This window comes from Hydrogenophaga intermedia (genome assembly GCF_023715105.1).
In the GTDB taxonomy this organism is placed as follows: Bacteria; Pseudomonadota; Gammaproteobacteria; order Burkholderiales; family Burkholderiaceae_C; genus Hydrogenophaga; species Hydrogenophaga intermedia_A.
The window spans coordinates 291,831-313,642 of record NZ_JAMBNO010000001.1; the positions used below are offsets into that span (position 1 = coordinate 291,831).

Sequence of the window (21,812 nt, forward strand, 5' to 3'; positions counted from 1 at the left end):
GATGCCCGCCGGCCGTGGCCCCGCACCTCCCGGTTCGGGCCAACGATCACAAAGCCCGCGATTTTACCTTTTTCGGGCCACGAAGGCGGTGAGCTGGCTGGCCAGGTCGTCCTGGGCGAGCAGGCGCGCGCGGGCCGTCTGCACCGCCTCGCGCCACCCGTCCACCACCGCCCAGCCCGGCCACACCGGCCGTTGCGCCGGGTCGGCCATCCCGATGCCATTCCAGCACGCGTGCAGGCGTCGCAGGCTGGCCGGCGCATCCAGCCAGTCGAGAAATGCCTGCAGCTTGGCGTGGTGCGCGTCGTCGTGCTGCGGGTAGATGTGCCACACGAACGGCTGGCCAGCCCACAGCGCACGCACCAGCGAGTCCTCGCCGCGCACGAAGTTGAGATCGCTGGCCCAGAGCAGTTCGTCGAACGCCGGCTGGGCCAGGTAGGGCAGGGTCTGGCGGCGCGCGCCGGGCGCCAGTGGCAGGCCATGGCTGGCGGCCGCGGCGCGCCCGGGCGTGACGAGCCAGTGGGCCTCGGCCTGCGCCAGCACCTCTGGCAGCGCCGGGGGTTCGTAGCAGAACAGCACCGCCAGGCGCTCGTCGGGCAGCAGGCCGTGGGAAGCGCGCCAGGCGTTGCGGTCGAATGCGGCCTGGCGTGCCGCGAGGTCGTCCTCGCGCAGCAGCCCGCCCGTGCCGTCGGCAAAGCCGGGGTGGAAGAACCATTTGGTCAGGCCACGGCCCGGCCCGCTCATCACGGGCGAGGGCAGGCCGTGCTGGCGCTGCACGAAGCCCTCGGCGCTGAGGTACTCGAGATTGAGCCACACCGGCTCGGCCGTGCGCGCGGCCACGAAGGCCTCGGGCAGCTCGCAGCCGAAGGCCTCGATCCAGACCGCGCCCGGCGCCTGGCCGTGCAGATCGAACGGTTCGTGCCACGACAGCACCTGCACGCCCGGCGCGCCGTGCGTGCCCTCGGGTGCCATCCAGGCCAGCGCGCTCGGGTCGTCGATCCAGAGCCGCACCGCGTGGCCGCGCGCACCGAGCTGCGCCGCCAGGCGCCAGCAGACGCCGACGTCGCCGAAGTTGTCGATCACGCGGCAGAAAAGATCCCACACGGGCTTGTCCATGGCCGCCATCTTGCCGCAGCGCGGCGCCGCTGCGCGCCACAATACGCGCCCATGGCCGACGAAGCGCATTCCGAACAATTGCTGGGCGAGGTGGCGGCGCTGCCCGCGCTGCCGGGTGTCTACCGCTACTTCGACGCCCAGGGCCAGCTGCTCTACGTGGGCAAGGCGCGCAACCTCAAGAAGCGCGTGTCGAGCTACTTCCAGAAGAACCACGACGGCACGCGCATCGGGCACATGGTGAGCCGCATCGTGCGGCTGGAGACCACCGTGGTGCGCAGCGAAGCCGAGGCGCTGCTGCTCGAGAACAACCTCATCAAGACGCTCAACCCGCGGTTCAACATCCTGTTCCGTGACGACAAGAGCTACCCCTACCTCAAGATCACCGGCACGCGCGACGCCGCGCGTTCGGCCGGGCGCAGCACCACGCCGGCCACCCTGTTTCCGCGCATGGCCTATTACCGCGGTGCGGTGGACAAGCGCCACAGCTACTACGGCCCGTACCCCAGCGCCTGGGCGGTGAAGGAATCCATCCAGCTGCTGCAGAAGGTGTTCAAGCTGCGCACCTGCGAGGACACGGTGTTCGCCAACCGCACGCGGCCTTGCCTGCTGTACCAGATCAAGCGCTGCAGCGGCCCCTGCGTGGACCTGATTCACCAAGCCGATTACCTGCACGACGTCGCCAACGCCGAGCGCTTCCTGCGGGGTGAAACGCAGGCCGTGCTGCAGGCGCTGGAGCAACGCATGCTGGCGCACAGCGAGAAGCTGGAGTTTGAGCAGGCGGCCGAGATCCGCAACCAGATGACGGCGCTCTCGCGCGTGCTGCACCAGCAGAGCATGGAGACCGGCACCGACCAGGATGTCGACATCCTGGCGGTGAAGGTGCAGGGCGGGCGCGCCTGTGTGAACCTGGCGATGGTGCGGGGTGGCCGCCACCTGGGCGACCGGCCGTACTTCCCCGCGCACGTGGACGACGCCAGCGCGATCGAGGAACTGCTGTCGCAAGGCGCCGAGGACGCCGATGTGCACGCGAGCCCGCGGGACGACGCGGCCGCGACCGACCCCGCCGAGCGGACGGCGTTGCGCGTTCTCGAGGCCTTCATCGCCCAGCACTACCTGGGTGCTCCCATGCCGCCGGTGCTCATCACCAGCCACGCCGTGGGCAAGCCCCTGCTGGAGGCGCTCACCGAACAGACCGGACAGAAGGTGCACGCGCTGCACAACCCGCGCGAGCACCGTCGCCGCTGGCTGGAGATGGCACAGCAAAACGCCGGCATCGCGCTTGCACGCCTGCTGGCCGAGGAGGGCAGTCAGCAGGCCCGCACGCGCGCGCTGGCCGAGGCCTTGCAACTGCCCGACGACGAGCTGGACGCGCTGCGCATCGAATGCTTCGACATCTCGCACACCGCAGGCGAATCCACGCAGGCCTCGTGCGTGGTGTTCGAGGCCCACAAACTGCAGAACACCCAGTACCGTCGCTACAAGATCGAGGGCATCACCCCGGGCGATGACTACGCCGCGATGCGCCAGGTGCTCACGCGGCGCTACGGCCGCATCGCCGAAGCGTTGCGGGCCGAGGCCGGTGAGGGCGCGCTGCCCGCGGCTGCCCCGCCCATCTCACCGGCCGAGGTGCAGGGGGAGGTCGAGGTCGTTGACCAGGCCAGCGACAAGATGCCCACGGCCGGGCCGCGCTTGCCCGACATCGTGCTCATCGACGGCGGCAAAGGCCAGGTGGGTGTGGCCCGCGAGGTGTTCCAGCAACTGGGCCTGGACCTGTCCATCATCGTCGGCGTGGAGAAAGGCCAGGGCCGCAAGGTGGGGCTGGAAGAACTGGTGTTCGCGGACGGCCGCCCCAAGGTGTACCTGGGCAGCGACTCCGCCGCGCTCATGCTCGTGGCTCAGATCCGCGACGAAGCGCACCGCTTCGCCATCACCGGCATGCGCGCCCAGCGCGCCAAGGTGCGCACCGGTGGCAGCCAGCTCGAAGACATCCCCGGTGTCGGCCCCAAGAAGCGCGCCCGCCTGTTGCAACGCTTCGGCGGCGTGCGCGGCGTGGCTGCGGCGAGTGTGGAGGACCTGGCGACGGTGGAGGGGATATCGAGCGAGCTGGCCGAGACGATCTATCGCGCACTGCATTGATGGATCGCCGCTTGCAGGCCACCCCGCATAATCCCCCCATGTTCTTCAACCTCCCCACCCTGCTGACCTGGGCCCGCATCGTGGCCATTCCGCTGATCGTGGGGGTGTTCTATCTGGACTCGCTCTCGCCAGTGGAGCAAAACGTCATCGCCACCGCGATGTTCATCGTCTTTGCGCTGACCGATTGGGCCGACGGCTACCTGGCGCGCAAGCTCAACCAGACCTCGGCCTTTGGTGCCTTCCTCGACCCGGTGGCCGACAAGTTTCTGGTGTGCGCGAGCCTGCTGGTGCTGGTGCACATGGACCGCGCAGACGTGTTCGCGGCGCTCATCATCATCGGCCGCGAGATCGCGATCTCCTCACTGCGCGAGTGGATGGCCATCATCGGCGCCACCAAGAGCGTGGCGGTGCACATGATCGGCAAGGTCAAGACCATGGTGCAGATGATTGCCATTCCCTTCCTGCTGTACGACGGCCGCCTGCTCGGCCTGGTCGACACGCGCCTGTGGGGCAGTTGGCTGTTGTGGATCTCGGCCGTCCTCACGGTGTGGTCCATGGTTTATTACCTGCAGAAGGCCATTCCCGAGATCCGTGCGCGCTCGCGCTGACCCTGCTTCCGTGACCGCTTCCCCGCAAAACAACGGCTGGCTGCGCGCCATGCCCTGGGTGTTCGTGCTGATCTGGAGCACGGGCTTCATCGTCGCGCGCTACGGCATGCCGCACGCACCGCCGCTGTCGTTCCTGGCCATGCGCTATGCGCTGTCCATCCTGTGTTTCCTGCCGTGGATCGTGTGGGCCGGCGTGAAGTGGCCCACCAGCCGCGCCCAATGGCTGCACCTGTCGGTGGTGGGCGTGCTCATGCACGCGGGCTACCTGGGCGGCGTGTGGGCCGCGGTGAAGGCGGGCATGGGTTCGGGTCTGTCGGCGCTCATCGTGGGGTTGCAGCCGGTGCTGACCGCCATCTGGCTCAGCACCATGGGGGGCGCTCAGGGGCAGGTGTCGCGCCGGCAATGGCTGGGGTTGCTGCTGGGCTTTGCCGGCCTGGTGCTGGTGGTGTGGCGCAAGCTGGTGGAGGGCTCCCCGGGCGACCAGGCCAACGCTGAGAACCTCGCCTACGCGGTGTTCGCGCTGTTTGCCATCACCGCGGGCACGCTGTACCAGAAGCGCCATGTGCAGGCGTGCGATGTGCGCACAGCGAACACGGTGCAGCTCATCGCGGCCTTCATCGTGACCTTGCCGTTGGCGCTGCTGGAGGCCGAATCCATGCGCTTCACCGGTGAGTTCATGGGTGCGATGGCATGGTCGGTGCTCGGGCTCACGCTGGGGGGCAGTTCGCTGCTGTACATGCTCATCCAGCGTGGCGCCGCGGCCAGCGTGGCCAGCCTCATGTACCTGGTGCCGCCGTGCACGGCGCTCATGGCCTGGCTGCTGTTCGGCGAGCCGATCACCGCGCTCACGGTGGCCGGCATCGCACTCACGGCCTTCGGCGTGAGCCTGGTCGTGCGCGCGCCGCGCTAGGCACCAGCCGCCAGGGCTCGCTGCGAAAGGCCTCGGTCAGAGCGGCCACCAGCAGCTGGATGCGCCTGGGCGATTGCGCTCGCCAGGGCGCAAGCCAGTGGATGTCGGCGTCGCGGTGGCTCCAGTCGGGCAGCACGTGCACCAGCGCGCCGCTGGCGATCTGGTGCGCGACGTCCCACAGGCTGCGCAGCATGATGCCGTGGCCGGCCAGGCACCAGTCGCGCACGAGCTCGCCCGAGTTGCTCGACAAGGGGCCCGCGATCGTGATGCGTTGAACCTCGGCATGGCCCTCGCGCTGCAACGCCCAGTGGTCGTGGCGGTGGGGGCCGGCGTCGGTGTGCTCGCGCACCACCAGGCAATGGTGCATGGTCAGGTCTTCCAGGCTTTGTGGTTCGCCGTGCACCGCCAGGTAGGCGGGGGAGGCCACCAGCACGCGCCGGTTCGGCGCCAGCCGACGCGACACCCATTCGCCCGCCCGTTGGTGTGGTGCGCTCCAGAGCCACACCGCACCATCCAGCCCTTCGCCGGCCAGATCAGGCAGCCGATCGGTGAGTTGCAACTGGACCGACACCGCCGGGTGTTGCGCCTGAAATCGCGCCAACACCGGGCCCAGCCACAGGCGACCGAAACCGAAGGTGGCGACAAGGCGGATCGGCCCGGCGGGCTCGGCCTGGCGTTCGCGCAACTCGGTCTCCAGCGACTCGAAACCGCGAAGCAGCTCGGCAGCGCGCAGCGACAGCGTCTCTCCCTCCGCCGTGGCGCTCACCCGGCGCGTGGTGCGCTGGAACAGGCGCACGCCCAGCGAGGCCTCCAGGCCCGCGAGCCGGCGCGTGATGGCCGAGGGCGTGAGCCCCAGCACCTGCGCCGCCTGCGCCAGGCTGCCGTGCTGGTGCACCGCATGCACCACCTCCAGATCGGTGCGGTCCATTCATTGCTCCAGGTTCAATAATGAATGGACGAATTATTGCGAATGAAACCGATACAGTGCGTGTCAAGCCATTCAGGAGAACCACCATGAGCAAACACCGCATCGCCGTCATCGCTGGCGACGGCATCGGCACCGAAGTCATGCCCGAGGGCCTGCGCGCCATGGAAGCCGCGGCCTCGCGCTTCAACATCGACCTGCAGTTCGACCACTTCGACTTCAGCAGTTGCGATTACTTCGAAAAGCACGGCCAGATGCTGCCCGACGACTGGAAGGACCGCATCGGCGGCCACGATGCCATCTACTTCGGCGCCGTGGGCTGGCCCGACAAGGTCCCCGACCACGTCTCGCTGTGGGGTTCGCTGCTGCTGTTCCGGCGCGAGTTTGACCAGTACATCAACCTGCGTCCTGCGCGCCTGATGCCCGGCGTGACGGCCCCCGTGGTGCGCCGCGATGGCTCGCCCCGCCAGCCCGGCGAGATCGACATGGTCATCGTGCGCGAGAACACCGAGGGCGAGTACAGCAGCGTCGGTGGGCGCATGTACGCGGGCACGCCGCGCGAGATCGTGATCCAGGAAACGGTGATGTCGCGCCACGGCGTGGACCGTGTATTGCGTCACGCTTTCGAGCTCGCGCGCTCGCGACCGAAGAAGCACCTCACCAGCGCGACCAAAAGCAACGGCATCGCCATCACCATGCCGTACTGGGACGAGCGCGTGGCCGCCATGGCAAAAGAGTATCCCGATGTAACGGTGGACAAGTTCCACATCGACATCCTCACCGCCCATTTCGTGCAGCGGCCCGACTTCTTCGATGTCGTGGTGGGCAGCAACCTGTTCGGCGACATCCTGTCCGACCTCGGCCCAGCCTGCACCGGCACCATCGGCATTGCGCCCAGCGCCAACCTCAACCCGAGCCGCGAACACCCCTCGCTGTTCGAGCCGGTGCACGGCTCCGCGCCGGACATCGCCGGCAAAGGCATTGCCAACCCGATCGGCCAGATCTGGTGCGGCGCGCTGATGCTCGACTTTCTGGGGCACCGGGACGCGCACGATGCCGTGCTGCGCGCGATCGAAGCCGCGCTGCAGCCCGGCAGCGGCGCGCCGCGCACCCCGGACCTGGGAGGCAAGGCCGGCACCAGCGACCTCGGCCGCGCGATCGCTTCCCTCATCTGAGACGGTTCATGGAAAGTCCGTAGGGCGCGGCGCCCGTTGTCGCGCGTGGGTGCGACTAGAATCGCCGCTCGCGTGGCCCACGCGCTGCAAAGTCCCGTGTCGTGTTGACACGCTCTGCGGCACGTGGGTCTAATCTTTGGGAGCACGCACCGGTCTGTGAAGCCGCGGCCTGCGACCCGGGGATGACCGGGCCTTGCCACGCAGCCCTGGCTGCTGGCGGCCCGCCCAACGAACCAACCTATCCATTGAAGAGGGGCTTTTCGTGAACAAAACCGAACTCGTCGAACACATCGCCAAGCACGCCGACATCTCCAAGGCTGCAGCGACGCGCGCTCTGGACTCGACCATCGCCGCCATCCGCACCACCCTCAAAAAAGGCGGCACCGTTTCCCTGGTGGGCTTCGGCTCGTTCGGCGTCACCAAACGCCCGGCTCGCAAGGGTCGCAACCCGCGCACCGGCGCCGAGATTAAAATCAAGGCCGCCAAGGTGCCGAAGTTCCGCCCCGGCAAGGCACTGAAGGACGCGGTCAACTGATCCGCACGCCAAAGCACATGGGTGCTTAGCTCAGTCGGTAGAGCGGCGCCCTTACAAGGCGTAGGTCGGCGGTTCGACCCCGTCAGCACCCACCAAGAAAAAGGCGAACGAGGGTTCGCCTTTTTTGTTGTCCGTCAGAATCCGGCGTTTGCACCAGCCATCACAGGGTATCCCGCATGTTCGACCTCATCCGCGATCGCAAGAAGTTCCTCATGGGCTTCCTGTTGATCCTGATCATTCCGTCCTTCGTGTTGTTCGGCGTCGAGGGCTACACGCGTTTCAGCGAAGGCGGCGAGGCGGTGGCCACGGTGGACGGCAAGGACATCAAGCGCGCCGAGTGGGATCTGGCCCACCGCCAGGAGGCACAGCGCCTGCGCGAAATGCTGCCCTCGATCGACCCGGCGCTGCTCGACAGCGAGCAGGCCCGCTACGAAAGCCTGGAGCGCCTGGTACGCCAGCGGGTGCTCGCCACGGCAGCCAACAAGCTCAATGTGTTCACCACCGACCAGCGCCTGGCGCGCGAGTTGCAGCAGAACCAGGCCATTGCCGCGCTGCGCAAGCCCGACGGCACGCTCGACGTCGAGGCCTATCGCCAGTTGCTGGCCCGCCAGGGCATGACGCCCGAGATGTTCGAGGCATCGGTGCGGGCCGATCTCTCGCAGCGCCAGGTGGTGCAGGGCGTGCAGGGCTCGGGCCTCGCGTCCACGGCCATGGCCCGCGCCACGCTCAACGCCTTCTTCGAGCAGCGCGAGGTGCGCGTCAAGACCTTCGCCGCGAGCGACTTTGCATCGCGCGTGAACCCCAGCGAGGCCGACATCGAAGCCTTCTACAAGGACAACGCCGCGCTGTTCCAGGCACCCGAGCAGGCCGACATCGAATACCTCGTGCTCGACGCAGCCGCGCTGCAGCAGGGCATCACGCTCAGCGAGGCCGACCTGCGCAGCTACTACGACCAGAACGCCGCCCAACTCAGCGGGGCTGAGGAGCGCCGCGCCAGCCACATCCTGCTCACCGTGCCGCAGGGTGCCACGCCCGAGCAGAAGGCCGAAGTGCGCAGCAAGGCAGAAGGCCTGCTTGCGCAGGTCAAGTCCGATCCGGCGAAGTTTGCCGAGCTGGCCAAGGCCAACTCGCAGGACCCGGGCTCCGCAGCCAACGGCGGCGACCTCGACTTCTTCGGTCGCGGCGCCATGGTGGCTCCGTTCGAGCAGGCCGTGTTTGCCATGACCAAGGGCCAGATCTCCGACATCGTGGAAACCGACTTCGGTTTCCACATCATCCAGCTCACCGACATCAAGGCGCCACCCGTGAAGCCTTTCGCCGAGGTGCGCGCGCAGATCGAGGCCCAGCTCAAGCAGCAGCAGGCGCAGCGGCAGTTTGCCGAGGCGGCCGACACCTTCAGCAACATGGTCTACGAACAGGCCGACAGCCTGCAGCCCACGGCCGAGCGCCTGAAGCTGCCGGTGCAGACCGCCAAGGGCGTGCTGCGCACACCGGCCCCGGGCCAGCAAGGTGTGCTGACCAACGCGCGACTGCTCGAGGCGTTGTTCGCGCCGGAGGCCATCAGCTCGAAACGCAACACCGAGGCCATCGAAACCGGCAGCAGCCAGCTGGTGGCCGCGCGCATCGTCGAGCACCGCCCGGCACGCACGCAACCGCTGGCCGAGGTACGTGAGCAGGTGCGTCAGCGCCTGGTGGCCCAGCGCTCGGCCGAACTGGCCCGCGAGGAAGGCGAGAAGCAACTGGCCGCCTGGCGTGGCGGTGCCGATGCCGCCGCGCTCGGCAACGCTGTCACCGTCTCGCGCGAATCGGCGCAGAACCTCGACCCCCGCGTGCTCGACGCCGCGCTTTCGGCCGACCCCAAGGCCTTGCCGGCCTGGGTGGGTGTTTCGCTCGATGCTCGGGGCTACGCGGTGGTGCAGGTGACCAAGGTGGTGCCGCGTGGCGACGTGCCCGCGCAGCGCCTGGCCCAGGAGGTGCAACAGGTGAACCAGTGGTGGTCGTCCGCCGAAGGCGAGGCTTACTACGAGACGCTGAAGGACCGCTTCAAGGCACGCATCCTGGTGCCGCGCCCGGCTGCCAATGCGGCGCCGACAGCGCAACGCTGAGATGTACCGCGCCCGGACGCTATAATGTGCGGCTTGCGGTGGCTGTAGCTCAGTTGGTAGAGTCCCAGATTGTGATTCTGGTTGTCGTGGGTTCGAGTCCCATCAGCCACCCCACCGGATTGCGCTGACATCAGCGGAAAAGCAAAAGGCCCCTCACGGGGCCTTTTGCTTTGTGGTCAACGTCTCGGCTTCGGCGATCAGGTGAGCGCCAGCGAGAGGGCCGGGAACAGTGCCACGAGCAGCAGCACGAACAGCATGGCGCCCACATAGGGCAGGGTGCCGCCGAAGATCGACTCCACCGTCACGCCTGGGTCGTTCAGGGTCGACTTCACCGTGAACACCGAGATGCCGAAGGGTGGAGTGAGCAGGCCGATCTCCACCGCCAGCACCGTGATCACGCCGAACTGGATGAGGTTGAAGCCCAGGTCGGCCGCAATGGGAACCGCCACCGGCGTCATGATGAGCAGGATGGAGCTCGAGTCGAGAATCATGCCGAGGAAGAGCACGATCACCACGTAGAGCAGCAGGAAGCCATAGGGGCCGAGACCAGCGTCCTGCACCAGTTCGCTGATCGCCACGGGCACGCCGGCAACCGACAACATGCGGCTGTAGAAGCTCGCCGCGATCAGCAGGATCAGGATGGTGACGGACACGCTGCCGGTTTCGTGCAGCACGCGCCAGAACCGGCCCTGCCCCAGGCTGCGCCGCGCCAGCGCCACCACCAGCGCGCCGAAGGCGCCGATACCGCCCGCCTCGGTGGGCGTGAAGAAGCCGCTGTAGAGGCCACCCAGCACCAGCGCCACCAAGGCGACGATCGGTACCAGCTTGCCGGCCATCTGGGGCCCGCTCAGCACAGGCAAGGCATCGCGTTGTTTCGCGATGTCCCGGTGTCGTTGCAGGTCGAACACCATGCCCGGCGCAAAACGCGCCAACAGCACGATCATCAGCACGAACACAGCGGCCAGCATGAAGCCCGGAATCACGCCTGCGATGAACAGCGTGCCGATCGATTGCTCGGCGAGCACGCCGTAGATGATCATGAGCAGGCTCGGCGGGATCATCATGCCCAGCACCGAACTGCCAGCCACCGTCCCGGCCGCGAAGGCGGTACGGTAGCCGTGGCGAACCATTTCGGGCACGGCCACGCGCGTGAACACCGCGGCGGAGGCGATCGACACGCCGGTCACGGCCGCAAATACCGTGTTGGCGGCCACCGTGGCGACGCCCAGGCCACCGCGCACCCGGCGCAGCAGCGATTCGGCAACGTCGAACGTGTCCTTGCCAACGTTCGATATCGAGACCAGAAGCCCCATCAGCACGAACAACGGAATGGTGGCGAAGATGTAGTCGGCCACGCCGTTGTAAGCGGAGAGATAGAGAAGCCGCATGGCCATCTCCACGTCTTCACGCATGAGCCAGATGCCGACGAAGCCGATGCCGATGAGCGCAACGGCGATGTGCACCCCCAGCAGGACGAGAAACACCAGCGAGCCGATGAGCAGCGCACCGAACGCGAGTTCGCTCATGTGGGTGCTCCGAACTCGCCGGCATGGCGCCACAGCGAAGGCATCTGCAGCAGGTAGGCGGCGGCTGCCACCAGAGATCCGCCGACGATCAGCGCCCGGAACGGCCAGGTGGGAACGGTGTAGACACCTTGAACGCCAAAGAATTCGTTGGCTTGCCAGGCTTGCGTGAGTTCCGGCCACGCAATGAAGGCCAGCGCCAGGAAGAGGAGAGCGCCCAGCAGCGCGTTACCGACCTCCAGTGCGCGCAGCGCGGTGAGCGAGCGCGCGCCGATGAAGCGAAGCAGGAAGTCGCTGCGTGTCATCTTGCCGGCGCAGATGGCCGCTGCCAGTTGCAGGAACACGATGGAGGCGACAGAGCGCGCGGCGAACTCTGCCACGCCGGTGATAGGGCGGTCCAGGAAATTGCGGCCGACCACGTCGGCCACGACCATCATCATCATGAGAAAGATCCAGACGGTACCGATGGCAGCCAGCGCACGTGCGATGCCTTGCAGCGGGTGCGTGGGCGCGTTGTTGCCTTCGGCCATGAGGTCAGGTTCGTTTTGCACGGGTCACCTCGAAAAAAATGCGCCCCACACCCGGGCGGGTGCGGGGCGCGGGGGCCTGCTCAGCGGTTCTGGCCGTCCCAGTCGCGCAGGGGCTTCACGCCGCGCGCACGCAACTCGTCGAAGTAGGCTTTGAGCACGGCCTTGCCGTTGTCGCCGGTGGCCTGCAGCCAGGGCTGCACGATGTTGGGCAGGCTGTTCACCCACTTGGTCTTCTCGGCCTGGGGCAGGTCGGAGATCTGCAGGCCGGCTGCCTTCATGGTCTCCAGGGCGGCGTTGGCGGTCTTGGTCACGTGTTGGCCGTGTGCCTTCGAGGTGGCCTTGCCGGCCTGTACGAATGCGTCCTGCACGTCCTTGGGCAGGCTGTCGTAGAACTTCTTGTTCACCGCCACGCTGCCGAAGTACATCGAGCCGATATCCACGCGCGTCAGGTACTTGGCCACTTCGTACACGCGCGCCGGGCCGATGCCGCTGGCAAACGACAGGGCACCCTGCGTGACGCCGGTCTGGATGTTGGTGTAGTAGGTGGTCAGCGCGCCGTCCACCGGTGTGGCGCCGGTGTCGCGCAGCCAGTTGGCCGATGTGCCGGGGGCGTTGATCTTCTTGTTCTGCAGATCGGCCAGCGTGCGCACCGGGAAGTTGGCGTAGATGTCGTAGCTGTCGGTGATCAGCGAGGACAGCGGCACCATGTTCTGCGCCGTCCAGCTGTCGCGCAGCGCGGGCACCGTGGTGTTGAGCTTGTCGAAGATCTCGATCAGCATCTCGTGGTTTGTGATCGCGAACGGCGTGAAGTACGTGACGTTCTGCAGCGGCATGGCAGAGTTTTCCCACACCGTGCCGACCATGCCCACGTCCACGATGCCGTCACGCACCGCGGCTCGGGTGTCGGTGAACTTGTAGAGCGTGCCGCCGTAGTTCTCGCGCCAGCGTACCTCGTACTTGCCGCCCCCAGCCTTGAGGATGCGGTCCACCTCGGGCTGGAACACCTCCTTCATGGCGTAGGCCCAGATATTCGTCGTTGGATGGCTGGAGCCGATGTTGACGGTGACGCGCTGCTGTGCGGCGGCGGGCAGCGCCGCCACGGCGGCGCCCACGGCCAGTGCGCTGGCCAGGGTGATCTTGGTGAGCTTCATGCGGTTTGTCTCCTCTTGCGCTTCGGGGGATGGCTCGACGAGCCGGGGGTCTTCGGGGGGAACAGGTCTCGGCTGGCCAGCAGGTAGCTGCGCACGCGGTCGCGCACCAGCGCTTCGTCGCAGGTCTCGTGCATCGCCTCGCTGTGCACGTCCTGGCCGTAGATCCAGCGACGGATCGAGATGTAGAACATGCCGCCATGCAGGCCCATGAGGAGCTCGAGCTCGCGCTCGCTGGGTTTTGCGCGCGAGGTCGAGCCGCGGAAGCGGCGCGTCTCGCGGATCAGGCGCGGAAAGAGGCGCTCGCGCAGCATGGCGAAAAAGCGGTCGGAGATGTTGTGGTCCATCAGGCCCGAGAACATCAGGATGCGCACGAACTCGCGCGAGAGTGCGTTGTTCACGTAGTCCGCGTAGAAGGTGGTGAGCTTGTCCTCGACGTCGGTCGCCGGGTCGTCGAGCAACGCGTCCCAGCTCTCTCGCCAGCGGCCCTCGAACACGTCCAGGTAGACGCGGTCGATCAGTGCCTGCTTGGTGGGGAAGTAGTGGTAGAGCAGGGCGTGCGTGACGCCGATGCTGCTGGCCAGGTCGCGCAACTGACCACCGAAGCCGTTGGAGGCAAAGAACTCGATCGCGCCGTCAACGATCTGGCGCTCGCGCTCTGACACGCTCATGCGACGGCGCGCTGGCGCGCCCTCGGCGGGCGCTTCATTGGCTGCTTCGGTTCGATCAGGGTTTCTCTGGATGCGCACACTATTTACCGCACGGTCAATGAGTCTTAGCATTGTTGACCGGTTGGTAAACAAAAACACCCGTGAAAACCCGGGGATCAGAAGGACACATGGAACTCAACGGAGACATCGTCATTGCGGCACCGCGCGAGAAGGTCTGGGCAGCGCTCAACGATCCCGCCGTGCTCGCTCGCTGCATTCCCGGCTGCGAGAGCATGGAGGCCACCAGCGACACGGAGCGCACCGCGCGCGTCGCGGTGAAGGTGGGGCCGGTTCGTGCGCGCTTCACCGGGCATATCCGGTTGCACGATGTGCGGCCCGGCGAAGGCTGCACGCTGCAGTTCGAAGGCTCGGGCGGTGCGGCCGGCATGGCCAAAGGTCAGTCCAGCGTTGCCCTTGCGGACGAGGAGGCTGGCACACGGCTGCGCTACACCACGCAGGCGTCGGTGGGCGGCAAGCTCGGGCAGGTGGGTGGTCGCATGATCGACGCCGCTGCAAAACAGATGGCCGATCAGTTCTTCGGCGCTTTCCAGGCCGAACTGGCGCCTGCGCCGCCGCCAGGGCAACTGGCCGAACAAGCTGCCCACCCTGCCACCCCCGCTGCCGATGCGGTGGGTGTCAGCGCCGCTGCTGCGAGCGTTGCCGGCGCTGCACCTGCACCTGCACCGGTACCTGCGCCCGCGCCGGCGTCCGCGACTGCACCTGCGCCAATCAATGCACGTTCACACACACCCGCCCCCGCCGCTGTGGGCGAAAGCGTTCGCGTGCTCTGGTTTGCGCTGGGCGCGCTGTCCACCGGTTTCGGCGTGTGGATCGCTTCCCTGCTGTTCTGAGGAGACCCTCTTGAAAGCCGCTGCCTTTGACTACATCAAGCCGGATACCGTCGGCCAGGTGCTCGCATTGCTGCGCCAGCACGGCGACGATGCACGCCTGCTCGCCGGTGGCCAGACCCTCATGGCCACGCTCAACATGCGCCTGTCCGAGCCGGCGTTGATCATCGACATCACCGGTCTTGCTGCGCTGCGTGGCATCGAGCTGCGTGGCGATGTGCTGCGCATCGGCGCGCTGGCCACGCACACGCAGATCGAGGAGAGTGAACTCGTTGCGCGTCACGCGCCCTTGCTGACCGAGGCTGCTCCGCACATCGCCCACCGGGCCATCCGCAACAGTGGCACCTGGGGTGGTTCCATCGCCTACGCCGACCCGGCGGCGGAGTGGCCCGCCTGCCTGCTGGCGCTCGGGGGCACGGTGGTCGTTCAGGGGCCCGCGGGCGAGCGCCGCATCGCCGGCGACGACTTCTTCACCGGCCTGTACAGCACCGCGCTGCAGCCTGACGAGATCGTGGTGGCGAGCGAAATCCCGGTGGCGCGCCCCGGGCAGTGGCACGGCATCGCCGAGCTCGCGCGCCGCCATGGCGATTACGCCATCGTCGGCCTCGCCGCTTCGGCGCAGCGCCAGGGCGCGGTCCTGTCGGCGGTGCGTCTGGCCTTCATGGGCGTGGCAGCCATGCCCTGGCGCGCGCGCCGCACCGAGGCGCTGCTTGAAGGCAAGACCGCCGATGAGTCCTCGATCGCGCTGGCGGTGGCCAGCCTGCGTGCCGAGATCGACCCCTTGCCCGACCTCACAAACACCCCCGAGACCAAGCGCCACCTCGCCGGTGTGCTGCTGCAACGTCTGCTGGCATCGGCCCGCGCCTGACCCGAGAGGAACCCCATGGCTGAACTGCATCCCATCCAAGTCACCGTCAACGGGCAGGCGCATCGCTGCAGCATTGCGCCCCGCACCCATCTGGTCGATTTCCTGCGCGAGGACCTGGGCCTCAAGGGCAGCCACCTCGGCTGCGAACACGGCGTGTGCGGCGCATGCACGGTAGAACTCAACGGTCAGATCGTGCGCGGCTGCCTGACGCTGGCGGTGCAGGCCGACGGCGGCAGCGTGCAGACCATCGAAGGCTTGAGCCAGAGCGGCGTGATCCGCGACCTGCAGCAGGCCTTCGTGGCGCGCAACGCGCTGCAGTGCGGCTTTTGTACCTCGGGCATGCTGATGGCCGCCAAGGAATTGGTGGAAACGCGCCCCGATGCGAGCCGCGCCGAGGTGCGCGAATGGATCTCGGGCAATTACTGCCGCTGCACCGGCTATCACGCCATCGTTGACGCCATCTGCGATGTGCTGCGCCAGCGCAAGGAGGCCGTGGCATGAAGCGCGAAGACACCGTCAACCTGGAACCCGGCGTCGAGCAGCCCACCCCCATCGCGCCCGTCACCGAGGATCAGCGCTACATCGGCGCCTCGGTGCCTCGCGGTGGCATCGAGCGGCTCACTCAGGGTCTGGGTCAGTACATCGACGACATCGAGCTGCCGCGCATGGCCCACGTGGCCTTCTGGCGCAGCCCGGTGGCCCACATGCGTATTCGCAAGATCCACGCCGACGCGGCGCGCGCCATGCCGGGTGTGCTGCTGGTGGCGGATGGTCACGACCTGGCGAAAGTGTGCAAGCCCTGGGTGGCCGTGTTGGGCCACCTTGCGGGCATGAAGTCGGCACCGCAGTACGCCCTGGCCGTTGACCGCGCCTGCTGGCAGGGCGAGCCGGTGGTCGCCGTGGTGGCCGAGACGCGCGTGCAGGCCGAGGACGCGCTTCAGCACATCAGCGTCGACTACGACGAATTGCCGCTGGCCACCGACATGGAGACCGCGCTGGACGCGGCCACGCCGCTGATCCATCCCGAGTTGGGCGACAACCTGTGCTTCACGCGCAGCCTGGACGTGGGCGAGGTCGACCGCGTGTTTGCCGAGGCCGACGCGGTGGCCGAGGCGACGCTTGAGTTTGGCCGCCACACCGGGGTAACGCTGGAGCCGCGGGCGCAGATTGCCCATTGGAACCCGGCCGAGCAGCGTCTCACCGTGTATCACTCGTTCCAGGCCCCGCACATGATGCAGGACCTCTACGGCCGCCAGTTCGACCTGCCCGCCAACGCCATTCGCGTGATCTGCAAGGACGTGGGCGGCTCCTTCGGCATCAAGGTGCACGCCTATCCGGACGATTTCGCCACCGTGGCGCTGTCGATCATGCTCGGCCGCCCGGTGAAGTTCGTGGCCGACCGGCTGGAGAGCTTCACCAGCGACATCCACGCGCGCCATCACCGCGTCAAGGCCCGTATCGCCGTCAACAAGAGCGGTGAGATTCTGGGGTTCGACATGGACGACCTCACCGGCATCGGCCCGTATTCGATGTTCCCGCGCACCAGTGCGATCGAGGGCAACCAGGTCGTCAACCTCGTGGGTGGCCCCTACAAGCACAAGCATTACCGGGCCAAGCTCAGCGTCGTGTTCCAGAACAAGACGCCGACCTGCCAGTACCGGGGCGTGGGGCACCCGATCGCCTGCGCCGTGACCGAGGCGCTGGTGGATCTCGCGGCGCAGAAGATCGGGATGGACCCGCTGAAGATCCGCGAGCTCAACGTCATTCCCGACGATGCCTACCCGACCACCGGCGCTTCGGGCATCAAGCTGGAGGTGTTGTCGCACCAGGCGAGCCTGAAGAAGCTGCGTGAGTTGATGAACTACGACGCGTTGCGCGCCGAGCAGGCCGCCTTGCGCAAGCAGGGCATCCACCGCGGCATCGGCTTTGCCACCGTCATCGAGCTCACCAACCCCAGCGCCGCGTTCTACGGCGTGGGTGGTGCACGCATTGCCTCGCAAGACGGCGCCACCGTCCGCCTGGACCCCGAAGGCGACATCACCGTGATGGTCGGTGTGGGTGAACAAGGGCAGGGCACCGAGGGCATCTACCGCCAGATCGCAGCCGATGCGGTGGGCGTGGACATCACCAAGGTGCGCGTCGTCACCGGCGACACCGACGTCACGCCCTATGGCGGAGGCACCTGGGCTTCGCGCGGTGCCGGCGTGGGTGGCGAAGCGGTGCTGCTGGCCGGCCAGGCGCTGCGCGAGAACATCCTCAAGGTGGCGGCCGTCATCCTCAAGCGAGAGGCCGCTGGCCTGGCCGTGCGGCGTGATCGCGTCGTCGACGCCGACAGTGGTGAGGAAGTGCTGCCACTCAAGGAACTGGGTCGCATCGCCTACTTCCGCTCCGACACGCTGCCCGCGGACTTCACGCCCGAACTCATGGTGACGCGCCACTACGCACAGCGCGACTTCCCCTTCATCTTCACCAACGGCGTGCAGGCCTCCTACGTGGAGGTGGACCCCGACACCGGTTTCGTGAAGCTGCTCAAGCACTGGGCGGTGGAGGATTGCGGCCGTGTGCTCAACCCGATGCTGGTGGACGAGCAGATGCGTGGTGCGATCGTGCAGGGCATCGGTGGCGCGTTGTTCGAGGAGTGCCTCTACGACGAGCAGGGCCTCATGCTGAACGCCAACATGGCGGACTACCTGGTGCCGATGTCGGCCGAGATGCCCGACATCGAAGTGGCCCACGTGATGACGCCCACGCGCAGCTCGAAACTGGGTGCCAAGGGCGCGGGCGAGGCCGGTACGGCCGGCGCGCCTGCGGCGGTGATGAACGCCATCAACGACGCGATTGCGCCCTTCGGCGCGACGGTGCACTCACAGCCCATCACGCCCCAGAAGGTGCTGCGCGCGCTCGGCAAGGTCACCTGAGCGCGCTGCGCCGGTGGCCTCAAAGCCGCCGGCGCAGTGCCTCGAAAAACAGGTCGGACTGCAGGCGCTCGCCGCGCGTCTGTTCGGCCACGTGCGCAGCCGTGTCTGCGCTGGCCGGCGCCAGTGCAATGCCGCTCGACTGCGCCAGCACCTGCGCCATGCAGGCGCGCTCGAGGTAGTACAGGTCGTCGAACGCGTGCGCGATGTGCGTGCCACACACGATCACACCGTGGTTGGCGAGGAAGGCGATGTCACCGCCACCCATGCCGCGCGCAATGCGCTCGCCTTCGCGCGCGTCCAGCGCCAGGCCGTTGTAGACCGGGTCGATCGCCACCCGACCGTGAAAGCGCATGGCGTTTTGCGACAGCGTGGTGTCGAGCGCGCGCGCCTGCGTGAGCGTGAGCGCAGTGGCGTACGGCATGTGGGTGTGCAACACCACCGCGTGCTTCGCCACGCGGTGGATGCCTGCGTGGATGTGCATGGCCGTGCTTTCCACCGCGTGGCGCCCCGCGAGCACCTGGCCCTGCACGTCAACCATCACGATGTCGTCGGCCTGCACCTCCTGCCACATCAGCCCGCGTGGATTCAGCAGGAAGCGGCCCGAGCCATCGGGCAGTTCGACGCTGAAATGGTTGCAGACGCCCTCGGACAATCCGAAGTGCGCGGCTGCGCGCAGCGCGAGCGAAAGGTCGGCGCGTAACTGGCGCACGCCATCTTGCTGGTAGTCGAGTTCGTGGTTCATGTCGGTGTGTGGGGGTCAGGCTGCGGCGCCGCGCAGGCCGCCGGGCCCTGCGCCCCGCACGCGCCAGAACAGGAACAGCGCGATGCTCATGTTGAGCAGGTTCCAACCGATGCCGTTGAGAAAGGCCGCGCGGTAGCTGCCCGTGAGGTCGAACACCCAGCCCGACATCCAGCCGCCCAGGGCCATGCCCACCAACGTCGCCATGATGACCGCCCCGACGCGCGCGCCGGCCTCGCGGGGCGAAAAATGCTCGCGCACGATGATGGCGTACGAGGGCACGATGCCGCCCTGGAACAGGCCGAACAGCGCCGAGATCACGTACAGCGGCACCAGGCCGTCGAAGGGCAGGAACAACAGCAGTGCCACGCACTGCAGCGCCGAGCCCAGCAGCAGGGTGCGGATGCCGCCGATGCGGTCACAGATCCAGCCCGAGACGAGACGGCTCACGATGCCGCTGGCCAGCATCAGCGAGAGCATCTCGGCGCCGCGCGCGGCGCCAAAGCCCAGGTCCACGCAGTAGGCCACGATGTGTACCTGCGGCATCGACATCGCCACGCAGCAACCCACGCCGGCCACGCACAGCAATGCCTGCGCCTGTGCGGGCTTCATGCCGAAGGGGCGTGCGGTGTCGGGCAGCGTGTCGCCCGGCGTCACTGGCGCGGTGATCACCAGCGGCGGGCGCTGGCGCATGCGGTTGGCCAGCAGGAAGATGCCGATGCCGCAGGTGAGTCCCAGCAGCAGATAGGTCTGGCGCCAGCCGATGGTCTCGATGCCCCACTGCACCAGCGGCGGCCACACGGTGCCGGCCACGTAGTTGCCGCTGGCCGCAATCGCCACCGCGATGCCGCGGCGCTTGTTCCACCACAGCGCGGTGTCGGCCAGCAGCGGCGCGAAGGTGGCCGAACTGCCCAGCAGCCCGAGCAGCAGGCCGTGAGCGAGCCCGAAGCTCCAGATGCTGCCCGACAGGGACGCCCAGACGAAGCCGCCGGCCACCGCGAAGGCGCCCAGGCGCAGCACCGGTGTGATGCCGTGGCGGTCGGCCAGGCGGCCGGTGATCAGCCCACCCAGGCCCAGGCAGACCATCATGAGCGTGTAGGGCAGCGAAGCGTCGCCCCGGCTCACGCCGAACTCGGCCTGCACCTCGGGCAGCACCACGGCCACCACGTACATGCCGCTGTTGCCCAGGGTGACGAGCCCCAGCACGGTGAGCAACCGCCAGGCGGCGGTGCGCGAGTCGATCAGGGCCGGGTCGGCGGGCTGGTTTTGGGCGTTCGGCATGGCCTGGGATGCTACGCCGGCCGCGGTCGTACGGCTTGTCGCGCGTGCAACCCGGTGGCACCGCGCGACCATCCGCTGATGGACCTTGACGGCGTGCACCGATTGATCGTGAATGCGGGTCACGAGGAGGGGATACCCCATGGGCAGCAAGAGCGAGGCTTTCGGGCGTTTGCAGCGCGTGCGTGCGCTCGCGACACATTGCAGCGAAACGGGCATGCCGGTGGACGAGGTCGTCCATGCGGCGCGCGAGGCTGTGACCAGCCCGCCGCGGCGGCGTTGGCTCAAGGGGGTGGCGGCTGGTGGCCTGCTGGCGGCTTTCCCCTGGACGCGCACGTTGGCCCAGGCCCCGGCCAACGTGGCCATCGTGGGCGCTGGTCTCGCGGGCTTGTACGCTGGCTACCTGCTCGCGGGCAAGCGAGTCGGTGCCCAGGTATACGAAGCGAGCGATCGCGTGGGCGGCCGGGTGGCTTCGTTGCGCGGCGTGTTCCCCGGTCAGGTGGCCGAGCGCGGTGCCGAGCTCATCGACACCACCCACAGCACGGTGCGCAACCTGGCCACGGGCTTCGGCCTCACGCTGGAGGACTACAACAAGGAGCCGGGCAACCCGACCTATTTTTTCGACGGGCGCCACTTCAGCGAAGCCGAGGTGGTGGCCGAATACCGCGCGCTCACCGCGGCCATGACCTCCGACCTCAAGCGCCTGTCGAACGGGCCCACAGCGGACAGTTACACCCCGTTTGACCGCGAACTCGACTTCATGCCGCTCAAGGACTAACTCGCCTCGCGGGGCGCGGGTCCGTTGATCCGCCAGGTGCTGGACGTGGCGTACACCATCGAATTCGGCCGCGAGATCGAGCAGCAGAGCGCGCTGTCGTTCCTGTTCTTCGCGCAGGCCAGCCGGCGCAGCGTGTTCAAACCCTTCGGCGTGTTCAGCGACGAGCGATTCCACATCGTTGAAGGCAATGACCGCATCGCCACGGGGCTGGCGGGTCTGTTGCCCTCGCCGGTGGCCCAGGGGCACCGACTCTTGAAGGTCAGCCAGCTGGCCGACGGTCGCTACAAGCTGGCCTTTGCGGTCGGCTCCCAGGTCGTCGAGCGCGTTCACCCGGCGGTCATTCTGACCTTGCCCGCACCCGCCATGCGCAACGTTGAGTTCGACGCGTCGGTCGCGCTGCCAGCGTCCAAGCGCGACGCAATCGCCCGCCTGGACTACGGGCTCAACGGCAAGCTCATGATCGGGTTCGCCGGGCGGCCCTGGTACGAGCGGCTCAACAGCGACGGGGGCAACTACAGCGATCTGCCCAACCACCAGAACACCTGGGAAACCAACCCGCGCAACGCCCAGTACGGCGTGCGCGGCCTGCTCACCGATTACTCTGGCGGCAACTGGGCAGCGCGGCTCGACCCCTCGCGCACGCAGGCCGAGGCCACGGCATTCCTTGCCGACCTGGAGAAGGTCTGGCCCGGCACCACCGCCCTGGCGGTTCGCAACGGCCGTGGCCAGGTGCTGGCCCACCTGGAGAACTGGGAACGCAATCCCTTGTTCGGTGGCGGCTACACCAACAACCAGCCGGGCTACTTCACGACGCTCGAAGGGCGGTACGCCCAACCGGTGGGGCGGCTGCTGTTCGCTGGCGAGCACACCGATTCGTTCTACCAGTACCAGGGCTTCATGGAAGGCGCCTTGCTCTCGGGAGCGCGCGCCGCAGACCAAGCCTGGCGCCTGCTGCGCTGAAGAGC

20 protein-coding genes and 2 tRNA genes are annotated in these 21,812 nt (G+C 67.6%); 14 read left to right on the forward strand and 8 right to left on the reverse strand.

What is annotated here, in order from left to right:
• Window positions 1–63: 63 nt before the first annotated feature.
• Entirely contained in the window at window positions 64–1,122 is a 1,059-nt protein-coding gene (gene earP / locus M3149_RS01385; RefSeq protein ID WP_435370715.1) for an elongation factor P maturation arginine rhamnosyltransferase EarP, read from the reverse strand.
• 42 nt (window positions 1,123–1,164) lie between these two features.
• Here earP and uvrC point away from each other — a divergent pair, with 42 nt between their 5' ends.
• From uvrC to M3149_RS01400, 3 genes are read left to right on the forward strand one after another with little or no spacing between them, the layout of a single operon-like run.
• On the forward strand, window positions 1,165–3,249 hold the full coding sequence (uvrC, locus tag M3149_RS01390; RefSeq protein WP_251707540.1) for an excinuclease ABC subunit UvrC: 2,085 nt from the start codon (window positions 1,165–1,167) through the stop codon (window positions 3,247–3,249).
• Window positions 3,250–3,287: 38 nt separating this feature from the next.
• Window positions 3,288–3,857: a CDP-diacylglycerol--glycerol-3-phosphate 3-phosphatidyltransferase gene (pgsA, locus tag M3149_RS01395; protein WP_251707541.1), complete on the forward strand. Its 570-nt coding sequence runs from the start codon at window positions 3,288–3,290 to the stop codon at window positions 3,855–3,857.
• Between the two features lie 49 nt (window positions 3,858–3,906).
• Window positions 3,907–4,767, forward strand: coding sequence for a DMT family transporter (locus M3149_RS01400; RefSeq protein ID WP_251707604.1), 861 nt, complete (start codon window positions 3,907–3,909; stop codon window positions 4,765–4,767).
• On the opposite strand, the gene M3149_RS01405 is transcribed toward M3149_RS01400, so the two are convergent.
• Window positions 4,724–5,695 (reverse strand): LysR family transcriptional regulator, encoded by a 972-nt coding sequence (locus M3149_RS01405; RefSeq protein WP_251707542.1) that lies wholly within the window; start codon window positions 5,693–5,695, stop codon window positions 4,724–4,726. The two genes, M3149_RS01400 and M3149_RS01405, sit on opposite strands and share 44 nt — an antisense overlap.
• An 86-nt stretch (window positions 5,696–5,781) precedes the next feature.
• Here M3149_RS01405 and M3149_RS01410 point away from each other — a divergent pair, with 86 nt between their 5' ends.
• The 5 genes from M3149_RS01410 to M3149_RS01430 all read left to right on the forward strand — a co-directional run bounded on the left by M3149_RS01410 (window position 5,782) and on the right by M3149_RS01430 (window position 9,621).
• Window positions 5,782–6,867, forward strand: a complete 1,086-nt coding sequence (locus tag M3149_RS01410; RefSeq protein ID WP_251707543.1) for a tartrate dehydrogenase — start codon at window positions 5,782–5,784, stop codon at window positions 6,865–6,867.
• A gap of 262 nt (window positions 6,868–7,129) precedes the next feature.
• A complete protein-coding gene (locus M3149_RS01415) occupies window positions 7,130–7,402 on the forward strand; it encodes an HU family DNA-binding protein (RefSeq protein WP_166226995.1) in 273 nt (90 codons plus the stop codon).
• 19 nt (window positions 7,403–7,421) lie between these two features.
• A tRNA-Val gene (locus M3149_RS01420) sits at window positions 7,422–7,497 on the forward strand.
• Window positions 7,498–7,578: 81 nt separating this feature from the next.
• On the forward strand, window positions 7,579–9,507 hold the full coding sequence (locus tag M3149_RS01425) for a SurA N-terminal domain-containing protein (RefSeq protein WP_251707544.1): 1,929 nt from the start codon (window positions 7,579–7,581) through the stop codon (window positions 9,505–9,507).
• Window positions 9,508–9,545: 38 nt separating this feature from the next.
• Window positions 9,546–9,621 (forward strand) — tRNA-His (locus M3149_RS01430).
• Window positions 9,622–9,704: 83 nt separating this feature from the next.
• On the opposite strand, the gene M3149_RS01435 is transcribed toward M3149_RS01430, so the two are convergent.
• Genes M3149_RS01435 through M3149_RS01450 form a run of 4 tightly spaced genes read right to left on the reverse strand, consistent with a single transcriptional unit; the run spans window position 9,705 to window position 13,379 of the window.
• Window positions 9,705–11,033, reverse strand: coding sequence for a TRAP transporter large permease (locus M3149_RS01435; RefSeq protein ID WP_251707545.1), 1,329 nt, complete (start codon window positions 11,031–11,033; stop codon window positions 9,705–9,707).
• Complete coding sequence (locus M3149_RS01440) at window positions 11,030–11,581, reverse strand: TRAP transporter small permease subunit (protein WP_251707546.1); 552 nt, start codon at window positions 11,579–11,581, stop codon at window positions 11,030–11,032. Before M3149_RS01440 ends, M3149_RS01435 begins: the two co-directional genes overlap by 4 nt.
• A gap of 59 nt (window positions 11,582–11,640) precedes the next feature.
• Window positions 11,641–12,711, reverse strand: coding sequence for a C4-dicarboxylate TRAP transporter substrate-binding protein (locus M3149_RS01445; RefSeq protein WP_251707547.1), 1,071 nt, complete (start codon window positions 12,709–12,711; stop codon window positions 11,641–11,643).
• Window positions 12,708–13,379, reverse strand: a complete 672-nt coding sequence (locus M3149_RS01450) for a TetR/AcrR family transcriptional regulator (RefSeq protein WP_251707548.1) — start codon at window positions 13,377–13,379, stop codon at window positions 12,708–12,710. Before M3149_RS01450 ends, M3149_RS01445 begins: the two co-directional genes overlap by 4 nt.
• Window positions 13,380–13,546: 167 nt before the next feature.
• Here M3149_RS01450 and M3149_RS01455 point away from each other — a divergent pair, with 167 nt between their 5' ends.
• The 4 genes from M3149_RS01455 to M3149_RS01470 are packed head-to-tail and all read left to right on the forward strand — an operon-like array spanning window position 13,547 to window position 18,052.
• Window positions 13,547–14,269, forward strand: coding sequence for a CoxG family protein (locus M3149_RS01455; protein WP_251707549.1), 723 nt, complete (start codon window positions 13,547–13,549; stop codon window positions 14,267–14,269).
• A gap of 10 nt (window positions 14,270–14,279) precedes the next feature.
• Window positions 14,280–15,134, forward strand: coding sequence for an FAD binding domain-containing protein (locus M3149_RS01460; RefSeq protein ID WP_251707550.1), 855 nt, complete (start codon window positions 14,280–14,282; stop codon window positions 15,132–15,134).
• A gap of 15 nt (window positions 15,135–15,149) precedes the next feature.
• Window positions 15,150–15,635 carry a (2Fe-2S)-binding protein gene (locus tag M3149_RS01465; RefSeq protein WP_251707551.1) on the forward strand — a complete coding sequence of 162 codons (486 nt, stop codon included), beginning with the start codon at window positions 15,150–15,152 and terminating at the stop codon, window positions 15,633–15,635.
• On the forward strand, window positions 15,632–18,052 hold the full coding sequence (locus tag M3149_RS01470; RefSeq protein ID WP_251707552.1) for a xanthine dehydrogenase family protein molybdopterin-binding subunit: 2,421 nt from the start codon (window positions 15,632–15,634) through the stop codon (window positions 18,050–18,052). Before M3149_RS01465 ends, M3149_RS01470 begins: the two co-directional genes overlap by 4 nt.
• A 19-nt stretch (window positions 18,053–18,071) precedes the next feature.
• Here the strand turns inward: M3149_RS01470 and M3149_RS01475 are convergent, their stop codons facing one another.
• A complete protein-coding gene (locus M3149_RS01475) occupies window positions 18,072–18,794 on the reverse strand; it encodes an aldolase (RefSeq protein ID WP_251707553.1) in 723 nt (240 codons plus the stop codon).
• 15 nt (window positions 18,795–18,809) lie between these two features.
• The gene (locus M3149_RS01480) at window positions 18,810–20,072 is read right to left on the reverse strand and encodes an MFS transporter (RefSeq protein WP_251707554.1); all 1,263 of its coding nucleotides are present in this window, start codon (window positions 20,070–20,072) and stop codon (window positions 18,810–18,812) included.
• Window positions 20,073–20,211: 139 nt separating this feature from the next.
• Here M3149_RS01480 and M3149_RS01485 point away from each other — a divergent pair, with 139 nt between their 5' ends.
• Together M3149_RS01485 and M3149_RS01490 are read left to right on the forward strand one after the other, a co-directional pair.
• On the forward strand, window positions 20,212–20,847 hold the full coding sequence (locus tag M3149_RS01485; RefSeq protein ID WP_251707555.1) for a flavin monoamine oxidase family protein: 636 nt from the start codon (window positions 20,212–20,214) through the stop codon (window positions 20,845–20,847).
• 24 nt (window positions 20,848–20,871) lie between these two features.
• The gene (locus M3149_RS01490) at window positions 20,872–21,807 is read left to right on the forward strand and encodes a flavin monoamine oxidase family protein (RefSeq protein WP_251707556.1); all 936 of its coding nucleotides are present in this window, start codon (window positions 20,872–20,874) and stop codon (window positions 21,805–21,807) included.
• The last annotated feature ends 5 nt before the right edge of the window (window positions 21,808–21,812 follow it).

Excerpts from the sequence above, each read along its gene's own strand:
- earP (WP_435370715.1), bottom strand. The coding sequence starts at position 1,122 with ATGGCGGCCATGGACAAGCCCGTGTGGGATCTTTTCTGCCGCGTGATC.
- M3149_RS01400 (WP_251707604.1), top strand. The coding sequence starts at position 3,907 with ATGCCCTGGGTGTTCGTGCTGATCTGGAGCACGGGCTTCATCGTCGCG.
- M3149_RS01455 (WP_251707549.1), top strand. The coding sequence starts at position 13,547 with ATGGAACTCAACGGAGACATCGTCATTGCGGCACCGCGCGAGAAGGTC.
- pgsA (WP_251707541.1), top strand. The coding sequence starts at position 3,288 with ATGTTCTTCAACCTCCCCACCCTGCTGACCTGGGCCCGCATCGTGGCC.
- uvrC (WP_251707540.1), top strand. The coding sequence starts at position 1,165 with ATGGCCGACGAAGCGCATTCCGAACAATTGCTGGGCGAGGTGGCGGCG.
- M3149_RS01465 (WP_251707551.1), top strand. The coding sequence starts at position 15,150 with ATGGCTGAACTGCATCCCATCCAAGTCACCGTCAACGGGCAGGCGCAT.
- M3149_RS01410 (WP_251707543.1), top strand. The coding sequence starts at position 5,782 with ATGAGCAAACACCGCATCGCCGTCATCGCTGGCGACGGCATCGGCACC.
- M3149_RS01405 (WP_251707542.1), bottom strand. The coding sequence starts at position 5,695 with ATGGACCGCACCGATCTGGAGGTGGTGCATGCGGTGCACCAGCACGGC.
- M3149_RS01425 (WP_251707544.1), top strand. The coding sequence starts at position 7,579 with ATGTTCGACCTCATCCGCGATCGCAAGAAGTTCCTCATGGGCTTCCTG.
- M3149_RS01470 (WP_251707552.1), top strand. The coding sequence starts at position 15,632 with ATGAAGCGCGAAGACACCGTCAACCTGGAACCCGGCGTCGAGCAGCCC.
- M3149_RS01485 (WP_251707555.1), top strand. The coding sequence starts at position 20,212 with ATGGGCAGCAAGAGCGAGGCTTTCGGGCGTTTGCAGCGCGTGCGTGCG.
- M3149_RS01435 (WP_251707545.1), bottom strand. The coding sequence starts at position 11,033 with ATGAGCGAACTCGCGTTCGGTGCGCTGCTCATCGGCTCGCTGGTGTTT.
- M3149_RS01450 (WP_251707548.1), bottom strand. The coding sequence starts at position 13,379 with ATGAGCGTGTCAGAGCGCGAGCGCCAGATCGTTGACGGCGCGATCGAG.
- M3149_RS01480 (WP_251707554.1), bottom strand. The coding sequence starts at position 20,072 with ATGCCGAACGCCCAAAACCAGCCCGCCGACCCGGCCCTGATCGACTCG.
- M3149_RS01475 (WP_251707553.1), bottom strand. The coding sequence starts at position 18,794 with ATGAACCACGAACTCGACTACCAGCAAGATGGCGTGCGCCAGTTACGC.
- M3149_RS01445 (WP_251707547.1), bottom strand. The coding sequence starts at position 12,711 with ATGAAGCTCACCAAGATCACCCTGGCCAGCGCACTGGCCGTGGGCGCC.